Origin of the sequence: Acinetobacter sp. NIOH-H-8, from assembly GCF_046635365.1 — a bacterium.
Taxonomy (GTDB): Bacteria; Pseudomonadota; Gammaproteobacteria; order Pseudomonadales; family Moraxellaceae; genus Acinetobacter.
Window position 1 is genome coordinate 1 of record NZ_JBHDVN010000008.1, and the last position, 21286, is coordinate 21286.

Sequence of the window (21286 nt, forward strand, 5' to 3'; positions counted from 1 at the left end):
AATCGAACAATGATCATATGGACTGGTATTTATATAAAATCAGGCATTTAGTTGAAAATATGTTTTGTAGATTAAAGCAATTTAGAGGAATAGCTACTCGATATGACAAGCTCAAAAGAAATTATCAGAGTTCTGTTGCCTTAGCCTGTATATTTTTATGGCTACCTTTATAGGTTTAATTATGAACAGTAAGTGTCAACAGACCCTAAATTACATGATTTAAATAGGAGCAATTACAGGCTAATTGAAGAAAAAATTTCAAAACATTCTGTCTAAGTTTTATGAAAAGCTCTACATTTTGAAACCTGACATTTGCATAGATATGATAAAATTGCGAAAATTATTTTTTGCTAGACTGAGTCAACTCTGTATAGAGTTAAGGTAAACCTACTTTGAACCCACCAAATATGCCAAATCAAATAGACTTCCAGAAAGTTGCACTTGAAACCTTGCGTATCGAAGAACAAGCATTACAGATTTTAGCCACGCAGATTGATGAGCGTTTTAGTCAGGCATGTGAAATTATCCTGCAGTGCAAAGGTCGTCTGGTGATTACCGGGATGGGGAAATCCGGGCATATTGGCCGTAAGATGGCGGCAACTTTTGCGTCTACGGGTACGCCTTCATTCTTCATGCACCCGGGCGAGGCAGGGCATGGTGATCTTGGGATGCTGGTACCGGGTGATGTACTGATTGCCATTTCAAACTCAGGCAAAAGCGATGAAATCATGATGCTGATGCCTCTGATCAAGCGTCTGGAAATTCCCTTAATTACCATTAGTGGTGATGCTAAAGGCCCAATGCCACAAAATGCTGATGTGGCTTTAACTCTGGGTCATCTTCAGGAAGCCTGTCCACTTGGCCTAGCACCGACTTCGAGTACAACAGCAACTTTAGCGCTGGGTGATGCACTGGCTGTCGCTCTTCTGGATGCCCGTGGTTTTACTGCTGACGATTTTGCCTTGTCACATCCAGCGGGTGCCTTGGGTAAACGCTTATTGCTGCATGTAAAACACCTAATGCATACAGGTTCTGAATTGCCAAAAGTGTCACCAGATACACCGATGAATCAAGTTTTATACGAGATTTCAAATAAACGCCTAGGTTTAACCACAATTGTGGATCAAAATGACCTTCTGCTGGGTATTTTCACTGATGGTGACTTGCGCCGCTTGATCGACAAACAGCAAGGTTTCGATGTCAATTTACCGATTCAGGAAGTGATGACCAAAAATCCGCTGACGATTTCTCAGGAAGCGCGTGCTGTCGTTGCACTGGAAAAAATGAACGAACGTAAAATTAATCAATTTGTTGTAGTTGATGATGCCAATAAAGTCATTGGTGTAATTAGTATGCATGACTTGATTCAGGCTGGGGTAAATTAATAAATGGCATCTTATGTATTATTAGAGCAGGCACGTCATATTGAGGCACTGGTACTTGATGTAGATGGTATTTTAAGCGATGGTTTTGTCACATTGACCAATACAGGTGATGAGATCAAATCTTTTGATATCCGTGATGGTCTGGGTATGAAACTGGTACAGCAAGCCGGAATCAAAGTGATCATTATTACTGGACGTCAAAGCAATATCGTACAGAAACGTATGTCGGATTTGGGCGTAGATCTGGTATATCAGGACCGCGAAGATAAAGGGACTGCTTTACGTGAAGCTTGTACTCAGCTCAATATTGACCCTGAAGACTGTTTATACATGGGTGACGATTGGCCTGATCTGTCTGCCTTCGCGATTGCTGGCATGAAAGTGACTGTCCCAAACGGGCATGTTGAAGTACGTCGTCGTGCTGATCTGGTAACGCAGGCCTATGGTGGTCGTGGTGCGGTACGCGAGATTTGTGACATGTTACTGATGTCCAAAGGTAAGTACCAAGAGTTACTTGAAAAATATACTCGTGCGCCTTATTAATAAGTCATACATCCTGGATTAAGTACACCGCTTATGGACACTAGAGTTTTATATCTTACGGCTATTATTATTGCCGCAATAAGTGGTGGGTATTACTATTACAGCGGTAAAGGCAACAAGTTGCAGACTGATTCTGCACGTAGCATGACCTATTCTGCGAATAATATTAACTTAACCCAGACTGATGAAAAAGGCATGTTGTCTGTTCGTGCTCAGGTCGACCAGCTTGAACAAAACCTGCAGCTAGAGACTTCGAGTCTTAAAAATCTGCAGGCAACGACCTATAAAGACGGTCAGGTTGATGCGACATTCTTTGCCAAACAGGGCAACGGTTATGATGACAATACAAAAGTTGTACTTTCTCAAGAAGTGCTGGCGACCAAGATCATGCAAAATGGAAAAATGCAGTTCCGTACTGAGGAGCTGACGGCTTTTCCGAAAACACGTGAAATTGAAACCGATAAAACCGTTATTGTTGAATCTCCACAGGCTGAGTTTATCAGTCAGGGCCTAAAAGCCAATCTTAATGATGGTCAATACGAATTCTTTAATATTCGAGGAAAGTATGAACCAAATTCCTAGAGCTAAAATGATGAACACTTTCCTTAAGCGCGCTGCGTTATTAAGTCTGGTTGCATTGGGTTCAGCCACTGCGTTTGCATTGCCATCTGACCGTAACCAGCCGATTACCTTATTAGCTGACCGTGCGACTTTTAATGAGCGTACCGGAGTCACGACTTATTCAGGTAATGTCATTATTGAACAGGGCACCATGAAATTGCAGGCCAATTCGATTGTGGCGAATCTGAATAATAAAAAACAGATCAGTCTGATTACGGCAACAGGTAGCCCGGCTCAATTTCAGCAGAAAGTGGATCCTGCCAAAGGTTTGGCCAAAGGTCAGGCACAGAAAATTGTATATAATGCGGAAACCGGTATTATTACCCTGTCTGGAAATGCCTACTTGCAGCAAGATGGCGCTAGTATCCGTGGTAATACGCTGAAATACAGCATGAATAAAGGCGATATTGAAGCAACAGGTACACCAAATAAAACCGGTTCAGCAGCAGGTCGTGTACAAATCGTGATTCCGCCTTCATCTTCGAAATCCTTCCCGGGAGCACGTGATTAATGGCACAGACGCATCAGGTTCAAACTTTAACCATTAAGCATCTGGCGAAAAATTATAGTAAACGCTGGGTAGTCAAGGACGTTTCCTTCAGTATGGAAAGTGGGCAGATTGTTGGGCTTTTAGGGCCTAACGGTGCGGGCAAAACCACCAGTTTCTATATGGTGGTGGGGCTGGTGCGTATGGATAAAGGTGAAATCCATCTGGATGATCTTGATTTGTCTGACTTGGCAATGCATGAACGTGCGCGTAAAGGTATTGGCTATTTACCGCAGGAAGCTTCTATTTTTAGAAAACTAACCATTTCTGAAAATATTATGGCGATTCTGGAAACCCGTAAGGATTTAAGCAAAGCTCAGCGTCAACAACGTTTAGCAGAATTACTGGCAGACTTTAAAATTACCCATATTAAAGATTCACTGGGTATGAGTGTATCGGGTGGTGAACGTCGTCGTGCTGAAATTGCTCGTGCTTTGGCGGCTGACCCTAAATTCATGTTACTGGATGAACCTTTTGCCGGGGTTGACCCGATTTCCGTGGGTGATATTAAAGATATTATTACGACGCTGAAAGATCGCGGAATTGGTGTATTGATTACCGACCACAACGTACGTGAAACTTTGGCCATCTGTGAACATGCCTATATTGTCAGCGAAGGTTCAGTCATTGCTGAAGGCACGGCACAAGAAATTCTGGTCAATGAAACGGTACGTAAAGTTTATCTGGGTGATGACTTTACTGTATAGAAAATTTTCATTATCAGAAAAACCCGCATTAAGACTTCAGTCGTCAAATGCGGGTTTTTTTTAATTACATTAAGACGAAAACGCTATCTTTTTGTATGATTTGATATATTGTTAGGCTAAAACACGAAACATTCATTATTATGCAATTTAGGGTGCAGCACTTAAAAAATGTTCAGGGGATAATAGATAAAAATAAGGGAATATGGATCATTCTTCTTTTGCCTTTATCTGTGCCATTCGTACATGCAGAAAATTCACAGAATTATTTTAATAATATTAAAAGTGGATTAGGAAAACTGATTGCACCAGAGCCAACGCGATCAGCGCAGACGATTGATATTAGCTCACTTAGTCAGTACTCACTGGATACCTCAAAGGTGGCTGAACTGCCGCAGATTAGTCGGCCGCAGCAGGCACAATCTTCAATTCGACCTATAAATGCTGGTATTCCTGCAAAATGAGTCTGATTGAGGCGGTTCATACTGCAGTTCAGCGTCGTCCGGAAATTGCCCAGAGTATTTCGTCTTTATCTGCACAGGCCGCCAATATTGATGTGGCCAAAGCTGCGTATTATCCGCAGTTATCTGGCGGTGTAGGTACTGGAGATTTGACCTCAGGTGAACGTGGACGTCAGGTGATTTCTCTAAATGCAACCCAAATGCTATATGACTTTGGCAAGATTAGAACCAATGTCAGTGTTGAAGAAGCGAGACTGGCAGAAGATCAGGCAAGAGTATTGGTAAGTCTGGATCAGGTCGCACTGGAAGTAGCGGATGCCATCGTCAATATTAAACGCTATCAGGAAATTACCAAGATTGCCGAACAGCAGATTCAGGGCATTGCACGGATTGCAGAAATTGCCAATTTACGTGCCCGCGCCGGGATTAGCACACAGGCTGATCCGGTTCAGGCGCAGTCCAATCTGGAAGCTGCGCAATCTAACCTGATCGTGCAACAGACTCAGTTGAGACAATATCAGCAACGTTTGCGAACTTTATTGGGATTTGATGTCTCTGCAATTCAATGGGAAATTCCAGATCGTATCGTGACTCAAGCTGATCTTTATCAGGATCCCGAATTTACCCAGATTCCAAGCATGATCTTGGCACATTCAGGAGTAGATGTAGCCCGATTGCAAAAAGATCAGGCACGTTTAAGCCGTTATCCGACCATTAATCTGAAAGGTAGCTTAAGTCAGGCGGTCAATGGTTGAAATCCGAATAATAATGAAGATGATGGCTTTTATAATTCAATTATGATTGAAGCCAGTAGTAATTTTTATCAGGGGGGCGCTGTTCGGTCTCAGGCACGTGCTGCCAGTTATGCCGAAGAAGCGGCACGCGCACAGGTCAATACTGTCTATCTGGATGTGCTGGATCAGGTTCGCTTAATCCGGGAACAGATTGAAAATAAACAAAGACAAATGGATGTCCTGGCTCAGCGCCGTGAAACCACGGTACGAACCAAAGAGCTATATCAAGAACAATATAAATTGGGCACGCGGACAGTAGTGGATTTATTGAATGCAGAACAGGCGATTCACAGTGCAGCACAGGAAATTGAATCAGCGCGCTATGACATCTATTCGGCAATTGTGCAATACATTCAGGTGACAGGTCGTACACGGGATATTTACGCGCTTAACCGTATTTCTATTCAGGGGTTTGAAGTTCAGCCATGAGTACTACAATAAATTATCAGCCGTGGCTTCAGGCAGTTTTAAATATTGCCAAGCATTATCGGATCGAACCATCTGAGGAACGGATTCGTCTGCAACTGGACTGGAACCAGCATCATAACATTGATGAAATGCTCAAGATTGTTAGCCGTCAGATGGGATTAAATGTCCGCAAAAATAAATTCGATAGCAGTCTGCTGAATCCTTGGCGTTTGCCCTTACTGGTTGAATTTGATAGCGGAGATGTCGGTGTTATTGAACGTATCGACACACAAGGCAATGTTAGCGTACAACTGAGTGGAGATGCCGGTTTATCGCAAAGCTTTACCATCGGGCAGTTAGAAACAGGTGCGAAGCATATTTACATCCTGCGACCAGAGTCTTCTGTACCGGATGCGCGTGTCGATGAATATATCAAGCCCTTTGAGAAAAACTGGTTCTGGTCAATTGTTTTAAAAGACTGGAAACGCTATATCGATGTAATGTTTGCCTCTTTAATCGCCAATATTTTGGCTTTAGCGACGATTGTATTCTCGATGAACGTTTATGACCGTGTCATTCCTTCACAATCGATTCCTACTTTGTGGGTGTTGGCCGGTGGTGTACTGATTGCGGCTATTTTCGAATTTGTATTACGGGTATCCCGTATTTATCTTTCAGACATTATTGGTAAACGGGCTGACCTGAAAATTTCTGACCGGGTATTTGGTCATTCCTTAAGAATTAAAAATAGTGAGCGTTCCAAATCAACCGGAACTTTTATTTCACAGATTCGTGAACTCGAAGGTGTGCGTGAACTGGTCACTTCCACTACCGTGACGGCAATTGCAGATCTGCCATTCTTCTTCCTGTTCCTGGGGATATTCTGGATTATTGGCGGCAACCTGTTCTGGGTCATGCTACTGGTAGTACCACTCATGATTCTTCCGGGAATTCTGGCGCAGAAAAAACTGGCCAAGTTGGCACAGTTAGGAATGCGTGAATCTGCGATCCGTAATGCTTTATTAGTAGAAGCCGTACAAGGGATTGAAGATATCAAGCTGTTAAGAGCTGAAACCCGTTTCCAGAACCAATGGAATCATATGAATGAGGTCTCTGCTGATGTCAGCATGCAACAACGTAAAATTGTTGGATTGATGACAGCATGGACCCAAAAAATTCAGGGACTCACCTTTGCCATTGTGGTCTTGGTCGGTGCATTTGCGGTGATGGATGGTGAGATGACCACAGGTGCTTTAGTTGCCTGTTCGATTTTATCATCACGGATGCTGGCACCCATTTCACAAATTACCGGTGTCTTGGGCCGTTTACAGCAAGCCAAAGTTGCTAAAGGCGGTCTGGATGAGTTAATGAAAAAACCGGTGGATCAGCCGGATTATTCACATCTGATTCACCGTCCTGTATTGGATGGTCATTATGACCTGAGTGGTGTGGTGTTCAAATATGGCGATGATGATCCCAAACCGAGCCTGGTCATTCCAAAACTGGAAATCAAGCCCGGTGAAAAAATAGCAATTCTGGGCCGTAACGGTGCAGGTAAATCGACGCTGTTACAATTGTTGTCGGGCATGCAAACCCCAGCACAGGGTAAGGTCAAACTGGATGGTATTGATCTGACTCTGATCGATCCTTCAGATGTACGCCGTGATATGGGCTTGCTCAATCAGAATTCACAACTCTTTTACGGTAGTATTCGTGAAAACCTGACTTTGAGTGCACCGCTCGCTACGGATCAACAGATTCTGGAAGCCTTACAAATCACTGGTGCACTTAACTTTGTTCAAGAGAAAAAAGAAGGTCTGGATCATATCATTCTGGAAGGTGGAGTGGGCTTCTCGGGTGGACAGCGTCAAGCCTTATTACTCGCACGGCTTCTTATCCGCCAGCCTAAAATTTTGTTACTAGATGAGCCAACCGCAGCGATTGATGATGTTTCAGAAAGGCAGTTAATTGATCATCTGAAAGGGTATCTGGCACATCGTACACTGGTGGTGGCAACGCATCGTCGCGCCGTACTGGAGTTAGTTGACCGTATTCTTGTGGTCAATGATGGCAAAATTGTCATGGATGGTCCACGAGACCAGATATTAAATCAGTCACAGGTAGGAAATAAACGGGTCGTGGGAGCAAGCGCATGAGTGAACCACAAACATTAACGCGTTCAAACAAGGTGAGCTTTCAGGAACCGCCATTACCTAAATCCAGTTTGATTATCTGGATTGTGGGCATTGGTTTGTTAATACTGCTGACATGGGCCTGGTTATTTAAACTGGAAGAGGTCTCGACCGGTACGGGTAAAGTCATTCCATCTTCCAAGGAACAGGTGATTCAGTCTCTGGAGGGTGGCATTCTAACCAAGTTGAATGTCAAAGAAGGCGAGATTGTGGAACGTGGTCAAGTCTTGGCACAGCTCGATCCAACCCGATTTGAATCTAATGTCGGCGAATCAGAATCCATACTGATCGCTTCACGTGCGACTTCCGCCCGTTTACGTGCAGAAGTAAGTGGTACGCCGTTGTCTTTCCCGGAAGAAGTGCTGAAATATCCGAAACTGGTTAAAGAAGAAACCGCACTGTATCAGTCACGTCGTGCCAATTTGGAAGAATCTCTTGCCGGCTTGCAACAGGCATTGGTACTGGTACAACAGGAACTGGAAATGACCGCGCCATTGGTGGCTAAAGGGGCAGCCAGTGAAGTTGAAGTTTTACGGTTGAAGCGTGAAGCCAATGACCTGCGTAACCAGATGAATGATATTCGCAACCAATATTATGTGAAAGCACGGGAAGAGCTGTCCAAAGCCAATACTGATGTGGAAACCCAGCAACAGGTGGTACGCGGTAAGTCAGATACCTTGAACCGGACCATTTTTAAATCCCCAGTTCGTGGTGTGGTCAAAGAAATTGATGTCATGACTTTAGGGGGCGTGGTTCCGCAAAATGGCAAGCTGATTACTATCGTGCCTCTGGATGAAAAATTACTGGTTGAGGCCCGAATTTCACCACGTGATATTGCCTTTATCCGGCCTGATCAGGAAGCACTGGTTAAGATTACTGCCTATGATTACTCGATTTATGGCGGTCTAAAAGGAAAGGTGACCGTGATTTCACCAGATACCTTACGAGATGAAGTCAAACAGGATCAGTTCTATTATCGGGTGTATATCCGTACCGATAGTGACAAGCTGAGAAATGCTGCTGGACAGGAGTTCAATATCACACCAGGTATGGTGGCCTCCGTCGATATTCGTACCGGCGCAAAAACGGTAATGGATTATCTGATCAAGCCATTCAACAAGGCTAAAGAAGCATTGCGTGAACGTTAAATTTAAAAGTAATTAATAAAATTAAATTGAATCAAGCCTCTCGTATAGAGAGGCTTTTTCTTTGCCACGTCAAAACAGGTATACTGCACAGGTGAAATTTGAATGCCTGAAGTTATGCCATTTACTATTGCCAGCCTTGTCAGCTTTGAGGAAGACATCAAAAAAAGCCGATTTCAGGCCTTTGCCACACCTGTAGAAAATGAGCAGGATGTGAAGGATTTTCTGGAGGCCTACCGTGATCCGACCACCACTCATCAATGCTGGGTCTGGAAAATCGGTCATCATGTACGCTTTAATGATGATGGTGAGCCATCGGGTACCGCAGGCCGACCGATCCTCGCGACCATTGAAGGCAATGAGCTAACCAATGTACTGGTACTGGTGAATCGCTGGTATGGCGGTATTAAATTAGGCACCGGTGGTCTGGTCCGTGCCTATGGGGGCTGTGCTGGGCAATGTTTGTTATTAGCTGAAAAAATTGAACTGATTGAAAAGAAAAAAGTCGAATTTGCTTGCCAGTTTAATGAATGGGCCATTTTTCAGTATGAGCTGAATCAGCTGCAGATTGATTATCAGGAAGAATATTCGGCTGAAGGCGTACAGGTTCAGGCACAATTCCAGAAACATCAGCTTGAACCTTTTGCCCTGAAGATTCAGGATGTTACTCGTGGACGTGAACAGTTAAAAATCATAGAAGAAGCCGCAGATGACTGAACCAGATCCATTGCTGAAATATCGTGAGCAGCATAAACACCGCCTGAATTATATGCCTTGGTTATATTGGTCCTTAAAACCCAAGAATCGTGGTTGGGCTGAAGCTTGGCAGAAAGAATATCAGACCTATCTAATGGAGATGGAAACAGTCGAAATTGGAGAAAACTGTTTTATTTCGCCATTGGCGCATATCTTTGCTGAGCCGGGTCGTAAAATTAGTATCGGAGATAATACCTTTATTGCGGCAGATTGTACGCTACATGGTCCTTTAGAAATAGGTAACGAAGTTGCAATCAATCATCACTGTATTCTGGATGGTGGTCGGGTTGGGATTAAACTGCATGATCAGGTACGCATCGCAGCCTATTGTCATCTTTATGCCTTTGATCATGGGATGGAATTGGATCAGCCGATTTATCAGCAGTCAGTCAGGTCCAAAGGAATTGAGATTGGTCGGGATGTCTGGTTAGGTGCCAATGTTGGCATTAAAGATGGGGTGAAAATTGCTGATCAGGCGATTATAGGGATGAATAGCATGGTTACAAAGGATATTGAAGCGCGTGCAATTGTCGCCGGAAATCCGGCAAAATTGATTCGATATCGTGATTAAAATAATGAAATAGGCGCATGGAAAAAGGATTTATATCAAGTGCTTAATATTGAGTAAAGGCCTTATCACATCACATAAAAGTTAACATATTTCAATTCAAGCCTTACAGATTTCAGTGCACATTTACTAATGCTTGTGCTAAGTTAAAAATAACTAAGAAATTTTTATTATAAAAGAGAGGCTGAACATGAAACGTGTCATTGCCTGCATAGACTCCTCACCATGCACGAACGCGCTTGCAGATGCTGCTGCATGGATTGCCAAACAGACCGGCCGTGAACTGGTTTTATTACAAGTTCTGGATTATTACCCGGCCAGTTATCATCTTGGGGAAATTAGCGGTGTAATTGGCTTTGAAAGCAATGCCATGTTACTTAAAGAGCTGGCTGAGCTGGAGCAAAAGCAAAGTGAAATTGCGCTTAGTTATAGCAATAATCTACTCCAGCATATTTCGGATCGTATCTTTAAAGATTATGGCATCCGCACCACACATATTCAGGAAAAAGGCGATTTTCTGGAACAAAGTTTTCAGATTCTAAAGCCTGATGATATTGCAGTCATTGGATTACTTGGTGAGCGTTCTGCGGAGAAAAACAAGCCAATTGGCACCAATGTTGAAAACTTTATCCGTGGTGCTAACTGTACAGTGATGACTGTAGGGGAACACTTCAGACCACCGACACGTTTTATTTTCGCTTATGAATATTCACCGACTTGTGTGAAGATGATGAAACGTATTGCAGAAAGTGATTTATTAAGACAATTACAATGTCATCTGCTTTATATCGGGGATCATGTGGAAATCCTGAATGAGCCTCTGCAATATTTGACAGAAGCAGGACTAGAGGTCGTGCCAGAATACCGTTACGGAGAAGTGGCTGAGAATATCCTGTCTTATCAGCAGGAACATGGGATTCAGTTAATTGTCTTGGGAGCATTCAGTCATAGCAAAATCCACCAGTTCTTCTTGGGTAGTATTGCGACAACGATTTTCCGAAATTCTAAAGTGCCATTATTGGTAGCGAAGTAGAAAGAAGGTGATAAAACTGGCATAGATGTATTTTTTGATAAATTGTTACAGCTTGAATTAAAAATAACCAGAGTTATCCTCATATGTTGTGGATAACTCTGTGGTTACATTCTGTAAGATGATGTTATTTATCAGGAATACTTTATTGGCTGATTTTTGTTCTAGTCGTATTATTTGACAATTGCGAGTGCAAAACCATCATGGCCTTTGCTACCGACGGTCTGTAAAGCAGTACAAGACAAGATACGTGGATGATTTTCCAGCGCTTTAAACATGTCACGAATGCCTTCAATACTTGGTTTTTTATTGTCCGGATTGATGATATCACCGGCACGAATCACATTGTCCAGGAAGATAATGGTGCCGGAGTGAGAAAGGTTTAAGCTCAGCTCAAGATATTCAGGATAACTTTGCTTATCAGCATCAATAAAAATAAAGTCGAAGGCTTCAGTACCTTCAGGCAGGGCACGAAGCACATCTGCAGCACGGCCACATTTCAGCTCAACTTTCTGTTTTAACTGTGCACGATCAATATTTTCCTGTCCCATGGCAGCATGCGTGTCACGGCCTTCAATGGTCAGGATATAACCGTCTTCAGGTAGGGCACGAGCCAGCCACATGGTGCTATATGCAGCAAAGGTTCCCAGTTCCAGTACGCGCTTGCACTTATTCATCTGGATCAGCATTTGCAGCAGCATGCCCTGATTCGGCGCAACAGCCAGATGATCTGGAAAACCATGTGCAGCAGTATTTTCGAGGGTCTGATTCAGGATGGGATCTTCAGGAATTAAATGTGAATCAATGTAGCGGTCAATATCTGTCCACATTTGTTGCATAGTACTCGCACCTTTATTGTGATGCGTGCATTTTAAACTTTTCCGGGCACAGCGCAATTTATTGTTCTATATTCGCTGGTTTTTTAAGCTATACAAAGCCAAAAGCTGGCTTTGTATAGCAAATGAAATGACTTAGTAATTACACATTGATGAGCGACGGCTTAAATCCGGGCCCCAAGTGCGATAACCTTGAGTATCAATATGGATTTGGCCAGAAGCATATAAACCGAGTCCCATGTTCAGGCTTTGTCCATGCTGTAACCAGAACTGGCACAGTTTGAACTTGGTATTTTCAATCGCTGCATAATCCTGAGCCTGTGGGTATTCAGGTCCGATCCGGAAATCAATCGCCGAGTTAAACAGGTGACGTGATGAATTGGCTCCACCGGCACACTGGTTTAAAGGTAGGTCACGATAGACTGAAGTAACTTCAAAATCAGTCAGCACATTAGCTGCAACCAGATATTTAAAAACACGTAAAGTAGGCACCTGATTTGACCAGAGCTCACGGCTTGGAATCATGTATTGCGAACGACCACATTTGGCCCAGTCCCGTGCAGTACGCATCAGCTCAAAGCTTGGAATAATATTCCCGACTCCTTGCTGTGCTAGAAAGTTTTCATATTCACGTACAAGAGACAGGTTATTTAGTGCTGATACCCAGTGAGTATAGACATAAGGAACCGGTTTAGGCTGTGGTTTATGATTGTACTGAACTCGTTCTTCTGGGATGTAAATCCTTTTATCTGGAGTTACCTTACCAGACTGTTTTGTGGTGGTAGCACATCCTACAAAGACAAGCGGGATTATACAAACACTCAATAACCCCTTTATTAAATGCTTCATTGATAGCAATTCAGATATTTTAAAATAGCGCTATTTTAGTCCACTTTTACGGAGAAAATCAGGATAAATTGCAATGAAATGTGTGGATGAGGTATAAAAAAAGACCAGTCTATGCTGGTCTTTTTTTAAGATTTGAAAAATTATTTTTCAAGATATTGTAATTTATCAGTTTTACCATTCCACTCTTCACGGTCAGCAGGTTGCTCACCAATTTGAGTGATGTTCGGCCATTTCTGAGACAGTTCAGCATTCAGTTCGATAAAGACTTCTTGGCCTTCCGGTAACTCATCTTCAGAGAAAATTGCATTCGCAGGACATTCAGGCTCACATAACGCGCAGTCGATACACTCGTCCGGGTTAATCACAAGGAAGTTAGGACCTTCATAGAAACAGTCTACAGGGCAAACTTCAACACAGTCTTGATATTTACATTTAATACAATTTTCAGTGACAACGAAGGTCATGGCGACAGCTACCTAAAAAATATGGTTCTAATGACGAATACCGTATTTTAGGCAAAAATAAAGGGAACAAACAATTCCTTTTATTGATATTTGTTATATATAGGACTGTTAAATTTGAAAAAACTGCGATGATTTGATGAAAGGCTTAGGGAATGAGAATCATCATCAGCTAAGCCCTATACAAGATAGGGCTTAGGAGAGATTTTAACTTGGCTGTTTCATGAGATCTTTGAGCGCATATAGCTGCTGTAATGCTTCACGTGGGCTCAGGTTATCAACATCAATGTCTTCTAATAACTCAAGTGCTGCTGAAGGCTTTTCAATCTCGATGACCTTTTCAATAATTTCCGGCATCGCAAACAGGTCATGCTGTGGACTTTGCGGTTTGGCCTGATGTTGCTTTTCCAGAATCTTCAAGCGATGCTGAGCTTCTTTAATTACAGCCGCAGGAATACCTGCCAATTTAGCCACCTGTAAACCATGACTCTGACTAGCTGGACCATGTTGGACTTTATGCAGCAGAATCAGATTGCCATTTAGTTCTTTGGCGGTGACATGGTAGTTATCAATTCCTGCTTCTTTATCCAGTTCGGTCAGCTCAAAATAATGCGTTGCGAACAGACATAGACATTGAATCCGTTTAGTCAGATCCAGCACACAAGCCCAAGCCAGGGACAGCCCGTCATAAGTACTGGTCCCGCGACCCACTTCATCCATCAGGACTAGCGACTGGCTGGTAGCATGATGCAGAATTTGCGAAGTTTCCGTCATTTCGACCATAAAGGTTGATTTACCGGTCGACAAATCATCTGCAGAGCCAATCCGGGTAAAGATCCGGTCAATTGGACCCAGTGTTGTCGATTGCGCCGGCACATAACTACCGCAATAAGCTAGCAGGGCAATCAGGGCAGTCTGGCGCATAAAGGTGGATTTACCGCCCATATTTGGACCGGTAATAATGGCCATACGGTGCTGATAATCCAGCTGTGTATCATTCGGAGTAAATGCAGCCTTGCTTAAAGCTTCCACCACAGGATGACGACCGGCAACGATTTTCACACCAATTTCAGGGCTAAATTTTGGTCGTGACCAGTTGCGTAAACGTGCCTGATGCGCAAAGTTTGCCAACAGATCGATCTGGGCAATCGCACTGCTCATCATCTGTAGATTGCCAATATCCTGACGCAGTTCATCCAGCAGCATTTCGAACAACATTTTCTCACGAGCAAGTGCACGGGATTCGCTAGACAATACTTTATCTTCAAAAGCTTTCAGTTCAGGTGTGATATAACGCTCGGCATTTTTGAGTGTTTGTCGACGGATATAATGCTCAGGTGCCTGTTCAGCTTGTGCACGGGTTAATTCAATATAGTACCCACTGACACGGTTATAGCCGATTTTCAGGGTAGGAATGCCACTTTGCTCCCGTTCCTTAATTTCCAGATCAATCAGGAACTGTCCGGCATGGTCACGGATTTTACGCAGCTCATCCAGCTCGCTATCGAAACCTTCTGCAATGACATTGCCATCACGTAGCAATACCGGTGGATTTTCAACGATAGCGGACATCAGGCGCTGATGCAGGCCATGAAAATCACCCAGTTCTTCATTCAGCTGTTGTAATAATTTCGAATTCTGTTGACTTAACAGCGGTTGTAACGCATGGCGTAAAAATGGAATTTGTGCACAGGCTTGACGTAATTGAACCAGATCGCGTGGACGGGCACTACCCAAAGCGATACGGCTGAGTACACGTTCAATATCACTGATTTCTTTTAAGACCAGACGGACTGGCGATTCATGGAAACCTTTAAGCAATGCCTGTGTCGCATCTAGTCGCTCATCCAGAATCGCGGTATCACGAAGCGGTTGCATCAAGGTTCGACTAAGCAGACGGCCACCCATAGCAGTTTGACAATCATTGATTAGCTGGAACAATGAAGTGCCATGTTCAAATAAAGGCTCAATTAGCTCAAGATTACGACGGGTAACTGGATCCAGTGCAATAAAGTCTGAACTTTGTTCCAGTTGAATGGTTCGGATATGTGGTAAAGCCGTTTTCTGGGTTTCTTTGGCATAGTGAATCAATGCAGCCGCAGCAGCTTTGGCCAAAGGGAGATGATCAATTCCGAAACCTGAAAGTGTGCTTACTGCAAACTGGTCGCATAATGTCTTCTGAGCATTGTTCTGGTTGAAGTCAACATTCGGACGTTTACTGATTGGAATATCTAGCTGTTGTTTTAAGTGTTCTACTAGTGCCTGATCTTGCAGATTTTCATCCATCACAATTTCGCTAGGCATCAGGCGTGCCAACTCAATGGCTAACTGACTTAAGTCATAATCGATTTGCTGGACTTTAAATAAACCCGCACTCAGGTCGAGAAGTGCAATTCCGATTTGTTGGTGTTGAACACACAGAGCAACCAGGTTGGAGGTTTGATGCGCACCTAATAAGGCATCATCAGTTAAAGTCCCGGGAGTGATAATTCGGACGACCCCACGTTCAACTGGACCTTTACCAGTCACTTCACCGATCTGCTCGCAGATCACCACCGTTTCGCCTTTTTTCACCAGACGAGCTAGATAGCCTTCAGCAGCATGGAAAGGTACACCGGCCATGGGAATTGGCTGGCCATTGGCTTTACCGCGATGGGTCAGGGTAATGCCTAAAATTTTGGCGGCCTTATGGGCATCTTCAAAGAACAGTTCATAGAAATCACCCATGCGATAAAACATCAATGAGTGTGGATGCTGCATTTTGACCGACATGTACTGCTGCATCATGGGCGTTAAGCTAGAGAGATCAGCCACAAGTTCTGAACTGGTCATTAAGAAAAAATCCTTTAAATATATAAAGCAAAACCTGAATCTTTTTCCGAAACACTATCCTCGGAAAACCTGGAAAATAGCCTAAGCTAAAATCCTGTAAAGACCGGTTTGAATGTCAAAAATAATTGCCTCAAGTCTAACAAATTTAATTTTTAGAAAGAAATATAAATCCGCAGGAATCTGTATTTAGACGGACTTAGTCGATATAAAGCATAAAAGGGTATTGATACATGGGTTGCCCATAAAAAAAGCCACCGATTGGCAGCTTTTTTATATCTTTCATCAAAATTTAATCAGGGTCATACAATCCTAAGTCGACTAGATGTAATCTGAGAAGGCGGCGGAGTTCCAGTACAGCCTCAGGCGTTTCCTGAACGGAATGTCCACCTTTGATAATTTTATTGGAAGCCGCACCTTCAAGATATGCACTCTGATAAGCAACGACATCATCAGTCATGATATTTTCATCATCACTATCTGTATTGTTGCCAATAATCGAGTGAAATTTGAATCCCGGTGCAGGATTAATATCTTTAGTCAATGCCGTGAACTTTGATTTTTTACTAAGGTCACTCGGCCCATTTTGAATCAGGTCACGACCGACTTCATGTAGGAAATCACTTAAGCCAATTTCACCTTGGACTGTGTCGGCAAATGCGCCCAAAAAGGCACTCGGAACACGAATAATTTTACGTGCCAGTTTGGTATGCCAGCGATCTGCATAATCGGTCCCTTTATGCGGTGCTGCTAGGAAAATAGCGCGACTAAAATTCGGAACTGGCTGCATTTTCAAGCGTGCTTTAAAGAGCGGATTGTCCCGGAACTTGGTCAGCTTTGAATTTTTTACAATATTAAAAGCGGGCTCGGTAATATCTGCATCACTCACCAATAGACGGGCAATGACACCGCCCATACTGTGTCCAACCAGTACAGCTTCTTTTTTGGCTGGTGCATTATTACTAATACGCGCGAAACCTTGTTGAAGCAGCGCATTAATCTGGAAACGGCTTTCCAGAATAGGCATGTTGGTTGAGTAGAAGACCTGCCACACCTGGAAATTTTCTCTTAAGACCGGATCACCCATAATATCATTCGTTAAACGAATCCAGGCTTCCGGGCTGCTGGCCAAACCATGAATCAGCACTAAAACCTTTTTATTTGGATTATAAGGTTCCAGCATAAACAGATGCGGCATGACCAGATTATCGTCACGATTGATCAGTGTCAGATAAGCTGCGCGTCCCAGATTGTTTTCTGCCAGCCATAGCCCATAAGGCGCTGAAAAGTTTGCCGCTAAAGCATATTCCTTATTGGCAACTTTAATCTTGTCATATTTATACGGGTCATAAAGTTTTAAATGGAAGTTGCTGTTATTTAGGATCTGTTCTACAGAGTTCGCTGATTCTGGAATGGCAGTAATTGTGGTGGCCAGATAACGTGCTGAATGAATAAAAGGATTTACACCATTTTGATATTGGTGATTTAGTGGATCAACCAGATATTTTTTATCTTTTTTGGAAATTTTTTCTTCCGGCAAAACCACCAGAAACTCAGAGCCGAAACCGTCACGACGGGTAATCGAGCGCAGACCAGAGAAGTTCATGTTATAGGTCGACATTAACTGTTCAATCGACTGATTCTTGAGCTGGGGGAAATTGTCGAGATTAATGGTATAGACACTGTTTCCAACCTGTAGACGTTGTCCGGCTTCTTTGGTTTTATAACGTTCCGCGTAGATCTGGATTAAATGAGCAATTGCCAGATTATAAAAGTCACGAATCTGAACTTGTCGGTTATCGAAAATCCGGTCTTGGGGCGCACGTTCAGTCTGGAACAGATAGGCATAACTGTAGCGGATACTTTTATCCAGCATCTGTAACTGCTGTTCCTGACATTTTTGCAGGTTCTGGGTTTGCAGTTGCTGTTTTTCTTCAGATCGGGTTTTAGCCAGAGCACCGGTTTTACATTCAGCCGATTTACCCAGCTGTAGTGATTTAGCTAGATATAATTCACTCGATGTGGAAAGTAATTGCTCATCCAGAATCTGTGGAATTTCTTGTAGCTCTTTCACACATTCTTCTGGATTATCTTCACAGACTTGTGCTTCACGTCCGGTCATGGACAGGACATTCAGACTGGCTTCACTCAACTTATCGCGTGTAAGAATGCTATCGCGTTCATTATTGATGGTGACATTAATAGCCTGCTCTTTAACACTCACCACCTGACAGCCACTGAGTAAGGCTGTCATGAGTACAGTGCAAAGTAATGCTATCTTATTTATTTTCTCGTGCATAAAGACTTTGAACACTCATTTAAAATTATAAAGCTTGATAATGCTTTGTATTTTACTAATTTTTTTCCATAAAAATAGACCGCCGCAGCGGTCTATTTGTAATATTATGAATCTGAAATATAGCTTATTGTGCTGGTGCTGGTGCTGGTGCTGGTGCTGGTGCAGGAGCAGCCGTTTGCATGACTTGCCATACGTTCCAGCGACCCTGTTTTTCAATTTCCTGAATCAGACGATCAGCGACTTCAGCTTCTTGCGGATATTTAATTTTGTAATTATTCAGAACCTGAACAGCATTCTTTTTATTCTCCATGGCAATGTAGTTATTTGCCGCAGATAAATAAGCTTCCTGAACACCCGCCTGCATTGCCTTGTCCAAATACTGAATCGCTTCACGATGACCGCCACCTTCAGACAGACCAAAGCCAAACCAGAAGTTTGCTTCAGCATCATCCTGGTTGATACGAAGAATGCGCTGTGCATAGGTCATTGACTTGGTGGTATAGATAGAACCTAAATCAAGATTACGTGCCATCACGCTGGCCTTAAATGCACGCATTAATACATCAAATGAAGCATTTGGACGTGAAGCTAGAGTATCTAGCTGTTGAGAAACTTCGCGAAGCTTTGCTTCAAAACCACGGCGTTCCTGACGGTCGCTAAAACGAGGTGGATAATGACGCGCTTTACCTTCTACCATCTGCAAGAAATCATCGATTTCGGTAATGTCGATTTCATTTTCATTGGCAAGTGCTGCATAACGCATACTGCGTGTATTGCTATCCACCATCGGGATAATCAGCTTGTTTACATCTAGGGTTAACTGTTTAGACGGATCTTTAGGATCAGTCACCACCATTTTTGTCACTGGCTGCGCAGCGGCCTTTTGCAAATGAACTTCAAATGGAGGTGGTTCGTTATAGTTAAACGGGTTTAAAGCATAAAATGGCGGAGTAATTTCAGGTTCAACAAAAACGACCTGATCAGCTGGTTTCTGTTTTTGTTTGCTTGAGGTCGGTGCCATAGAGCACGCCGTCATGGTAAAAGCTAAGCAAGCAATTGCTAAGGGCTTCAAGGTCATAATATCCGTCCATTCATGTTATTTTTTAAAACATCTATTCAAAAAATGCATGATCGTCAGTCTATGAAAAGTGCTGCGATCATGCAAGCAAATGCGTGTTACAAAAGAATTATGATTTATAGTCAGGCCTTGGACTGACTGGTTTGTGCTTCGCACTCACGGCGCGCATCTTCCAGAATTTTAAGTTCTTCTTTGCTAAATGGCTGTTCATTTAACTGGTTTTTCTTGAAAGTCGGGTCAAGCAAAGACAGGCGGTTGCACAGTGTATTCATGCGTTTTTCATTTTGTTGAATACGGTCAAGTAAAACCCGCATACCTTCAATAATCGGATCAGACTGGTCTTGTGTGGTTGCATATGGCTGGAAACCAATACTTTCTGCATAATCGCGTCGGCGTGCTTCAGCCTCATCTTTCGGCTGGTCTTTGGTAATAAATCGGGCAGGGTTGCCGACCGCTGTGGTATTGGCCGGTACGGCTTTGGTTACAACAGCATTGGAACCGACCTTGGCATTTTTACCAACTGTAAACGGACCCAGAATTTTTGCGCCGGCACCCACAACCACACCATCTTCCAGGGTTGGATGACGTTTGCCTTTATTCCAGGTTGTACCACCCAAGGTCACACCGTGATAAAGAGTAACATCATCACCGATTTCAGCTGTCTCACCAATCACCACACCCATACCATGGTCAATAAAGAAACGGCGGCCAATCTTGGCACCGGGATGGATTTCGATACCTGTTGCAAAACGGCTAAAAGAGGACAAAACACGCGCTGTACCTTTACAGTCTTTTTTCCATAGCTCATGTGCCATGCGATGCATAATCAGTGCATGGATGCCAGGGTAGGTGGTTAAGACTTCTAAGGTATTGCGTGCTGCAGGATCGCGCGCAAAGACAGCTTGGATATCTTCTTTGAGCTGTTTTAGCATTAGTTTTGATCCTCATCCTGTTGTGATGTATGGGAAGATTTTTTCCAGGTGCCGTTATTCAGTGCCTGAACACGAGTGAAAATACCACGAAGTAAGTGATATTCCATATGATCTAATTGTATACGTCCGAAAAGGCGACGCAAGCGTAAAGGAAGTAATCGTGGGTTTTTTGGGTCCATAAATTCAATTTCTGCCAGCATTTTTTCCAGATGCGGGTAGAACTGTTCCATCTGTTCATGGGTCACCAGCGGTTCATCCCACTCCATTTCAATGCCATCAATGACTTGCATGGTGGCTTTTGGATCACGTGGGTGTTCAACCTGATCCAGTGCCGCCATACGTAACTCATAGCAGATCACCTGAATGGCTTGAGCGACATTCAATACGCCGTAATCCGTATTCACAGGAATGGTTAAGTGATAATTCGCCATCGCCAGTTCTTCATTGGTCAGACCACGGTCTTCACGGCCAAACAGAATCGCAATTTCCTGTTGCTCTTGCACGACCGCAGACAGTGCTTTTTCTGCGGCTGGACGGACATCAAGTAAAGGCCATGGAATAGTGCGACTACGCGCACTGGTACCAAAGACGATCTGGCAATCTTTAATAGCTTCTTCTAGCGTTTCTACGATTTCAATCTGTTCGATCAGATCGGTTGCACCTGCAGCCAGCGCATCAATATCTGGATGCGGGTAGGTTTTTGGTGCAACCAAGACCAGTTTGCACAGGCCCATGGTTTTCATGGCACGTAAGGCACTACCAATATTGGCAGGCAGGGTGGTATTAACCATGACAATACGCACATGGGAGAGATGTGCTGAAACAGCAGCATTGTCAATTTGACTCAT

Annotated in this window: 18 protein-coding genes and 2 pseudogenes; 12 read left to right on the plus strand and 8 right to left on the minus strand. The window is 43.4% G+C overall.

The features are described 5' to 3' along the window. The 12 genes and pseudogenes from ACEWB7_RS05230 to ACEWB7_RS05285 form a co-directional block, all read left to right on the plus strand. A pseudogene (locus tag ACEWB7_RS05230) lies at positions 1-173 on the plus strand (IS5/IS1182 family transposase); the annotation flags it as partial. Positions 174-407: 234 nt separating this feature from the next. After that, complete coding sequence (locus tag ACEWB7_RS05235; RefSeq protein WP_004786235.1) at positions 408-1385, plus strand: KpsF/GutQ family sugar-phosphate isomerase; 978 nt, start codon at positions 408-410, stop codon at positions 1383-1385. Positions 1386-1388: 3 nt separating this feature from the next. Further along, positions 1389-1928 (plus strand): HAD-IIIA family hydrolase, encoded by a 540-nt coding sequence (locus ACEWB7_RS05240; protein WP_312316987.1) that lies wholly within the window; start codon positions 1389-1391, stop codon positions 1926-1928. Between the two features lie 33 nt (positions 1929-1961). Beyond that, complete coding sequence (gene lptC / locus ACEWB7_RS05245; protein ID WP_175967395.1) at positions 1962-2510, plus strand: LPS export ABC transporter periplasmic protein LptC; 549 nt, start codon at positions 1962-1964, stop codon at positions 2508-2510. Continuing rightward, positions 2494-3060, plus strand: a complete 567-nt coding sequence (lptA, locus tag ACEWB7_RS05250) for a lipopolysaccharide transport periplasmic protein LptA (RefSeq protein WP_004786229.1) — start codon at positions 2494-2496, stop codon at positions 3058-3060. Before lptC ends, lptA begins: the two co-directional genes overlap by 17 nt. Continuing rightward, on the plus strand, positions 3060-3803 hold the full coding sequence (gene lptB / locus ACEWB7_RS05255; protein WP_312316991.1) for an LPS export ABC transporter ATP-binding protein: 744 nt from the start codon (positions 3060-3062) through the stop codon (positions 3801-3803). Before lptA ends, lptB begins: the two co-directional genes overlap by 1 nt. 140 nt (positions 3804-3943) lie before the next feature. Continuing rightward, positions 3944-5484 (plus strand): annotated as a pseudogene (locus ACEWB7_RS05260) (TolC family outer membrane protein). Then, complete coding sequence (locus tag ACEWB7_RS05265; protein ID WP_312316994.1) at positions 5481-7619, plus strand: type I secretion system permease/ATPase; 2139 nt, start codon at positions 5481-5483, stop codon at positions 7617-7619. The pseudogene ACEWB7_RS05260 and the gene ACEWB7_RS05265 overlap by 4 nt, the downstream one beginning before the upstream one ends. Further along, entirely contained in the window at positions 7616-8803 is a 1188-nt protein-coding gene (locus tag ACEWB7_RS05270) for an HlyD family efflux transporter periplasmic adaptor subunit (RefSeq protein WP_312316997.1), read from the plus strand. Before ACEWB7_RS05265 ends, ACEWB7_RS05270 begins: the two co-directional genes overlap by 4 nt. A gap of 114 nt (positions 8804-8917) precedes the next feature. Beyond that, positions 8918-9517 carry an IMPACT family protein gene (locus tag ACEWB7_RS05275; protein WP_125278369.1) on the plus strand — a complete coding sequence of 200 codons (600 nt, stop codon included), beginning with the start codon at positions 8918-8920 and terminating at the stop codon, positions 9515-9517. After that, entirely contained in the window at positions 9510-10127 is a 618-nt protein-coding gene (locus ACEWB7_RS05280) for an acyltransferase (RefSeq protein WP_125278361.1), read from the plus strand. Before ACEWB7_RS05275 ends, ACEWB7_RS05280 begins: the two co-directional genes overlap by 8 nt. A gap of 187 nt (positions 10128-10314) precedes the next feature. Next, on the plus strand, positions 10315-11157 hold the full coding sequence (locus ACEWB7_RS05285) for a universal stress protein (RefSeq protein ID WP_034703837.1): 843 nt from the start codon (positions 10315-10317) through the stop codon (positions 11155-11157). A 170-nt stretch (positions 11158-11327) separates the two neighbouring features. Here ACEWB7_RS05285 and ACEWB7_RS05290 read toward each other — a convergent pair whose 3' ends face one another. From ACEWB7_RS05290 to ACEWB7_RS05325, 8 genes are all read right to left on the minus strand, one after another. Further along, the gene (locus ACEWB7_RS05290) at positions 11328-11993 is read right to left on the minus strand and encodes an O-methyltransferase (protein ID WP_125278360.1); all 666 of its coding nucleotides are present in this window, start codon (positions 11991-11993) and stop codon (positions 11328-11330) included. A gap of 132 nt (positions 11994-12125) precedes the next feature. Continuing rightward, on the minus strand, positions 12126-12839 hold the full coding sequence (locus ACEWB7_RS05295; protein ID WP_004786214.1) for a D-Ala-D-Ala carboxypeptidase family metallohydrolase: 714 nt from the start codon (positions 12837-12839) through the stop codon (positions 12126-12128). Between the two features lie 140 nt (positions 12840-12979). Continuing rightward, positions 12980-13303 carry a ferredoxin FdxA gene (gene fdxA / locus ACEWB7_RS05300; RefSeq protein ID WP_004786212.1) on the minus strand — a complete coding sequence of 108 codons (324 nt, stop codon included), beginning with the start codon at positions 13301-13303 and terminating at the stop codon, positions 12980-12982. A gap of 204 nt (positions 13304-13507) precedes the next feature. Then, the gene (gene mutS / locus ACEWB7_RS05305; RefSeq protein ID WP_312317003.1) at positions 13508-16132 is read right to left on the minus strand and encodes a DNA mismatch repair protein MutS; all 2625 of its coding nucleotides are present in this window, start codon (positions 16130-16132) and stop codon (positions 13508-13510) included. A gap of 289 nt (positions 16133-16421) precedes the next feature. Next, complete coding sequence (locus tag ACEWB7_RS05310; protein WP_312317006.1) at positions 16422-18428, minus strand: esterase/lipase family protein; 2007 nt, start codon at positions 18426-18428, stop codon at positions 16422-16424. Between the two features lie 124 nt (positions 18429-18552). Further along, complete coding sequence (locus ACEWB7_RS05315; RefSeq protein ID WP_411580480.1) at positions 18553-19506, minus strand: ABUW_2363 family tetratricopeptide repeat lipoprotein; 954 nt, start codon at positions 19504-19506, stop codon at positions 18553-18555. 122 nt (positions 19507-19628) lie between these two features. Beyond that, the gene (gene cysE, locus ACEWB7_RS05320) at positions 19629-20438 is read right to left on the minus strand and encodes a serine O-acetyltransferase (protein ID WP_312317012.1); all 810 of its coding nucleotides are present in this window, start codon (positions 20436-20438) and stop codon (positions 19629-19631) included. Then, on the minus strand, positions 20438-21286 hold the full coding sequence (locus ACEWB7_RS05325) for an RNA methyltransferase (protein WP_312317015.1): 849 nt from the start codon (positions 21284-21286) through the stop codon (positions 20438-20440). Before ACEWB7_RS05325 ends, cysE begins: the two co-directional genes overlap by 1 nt.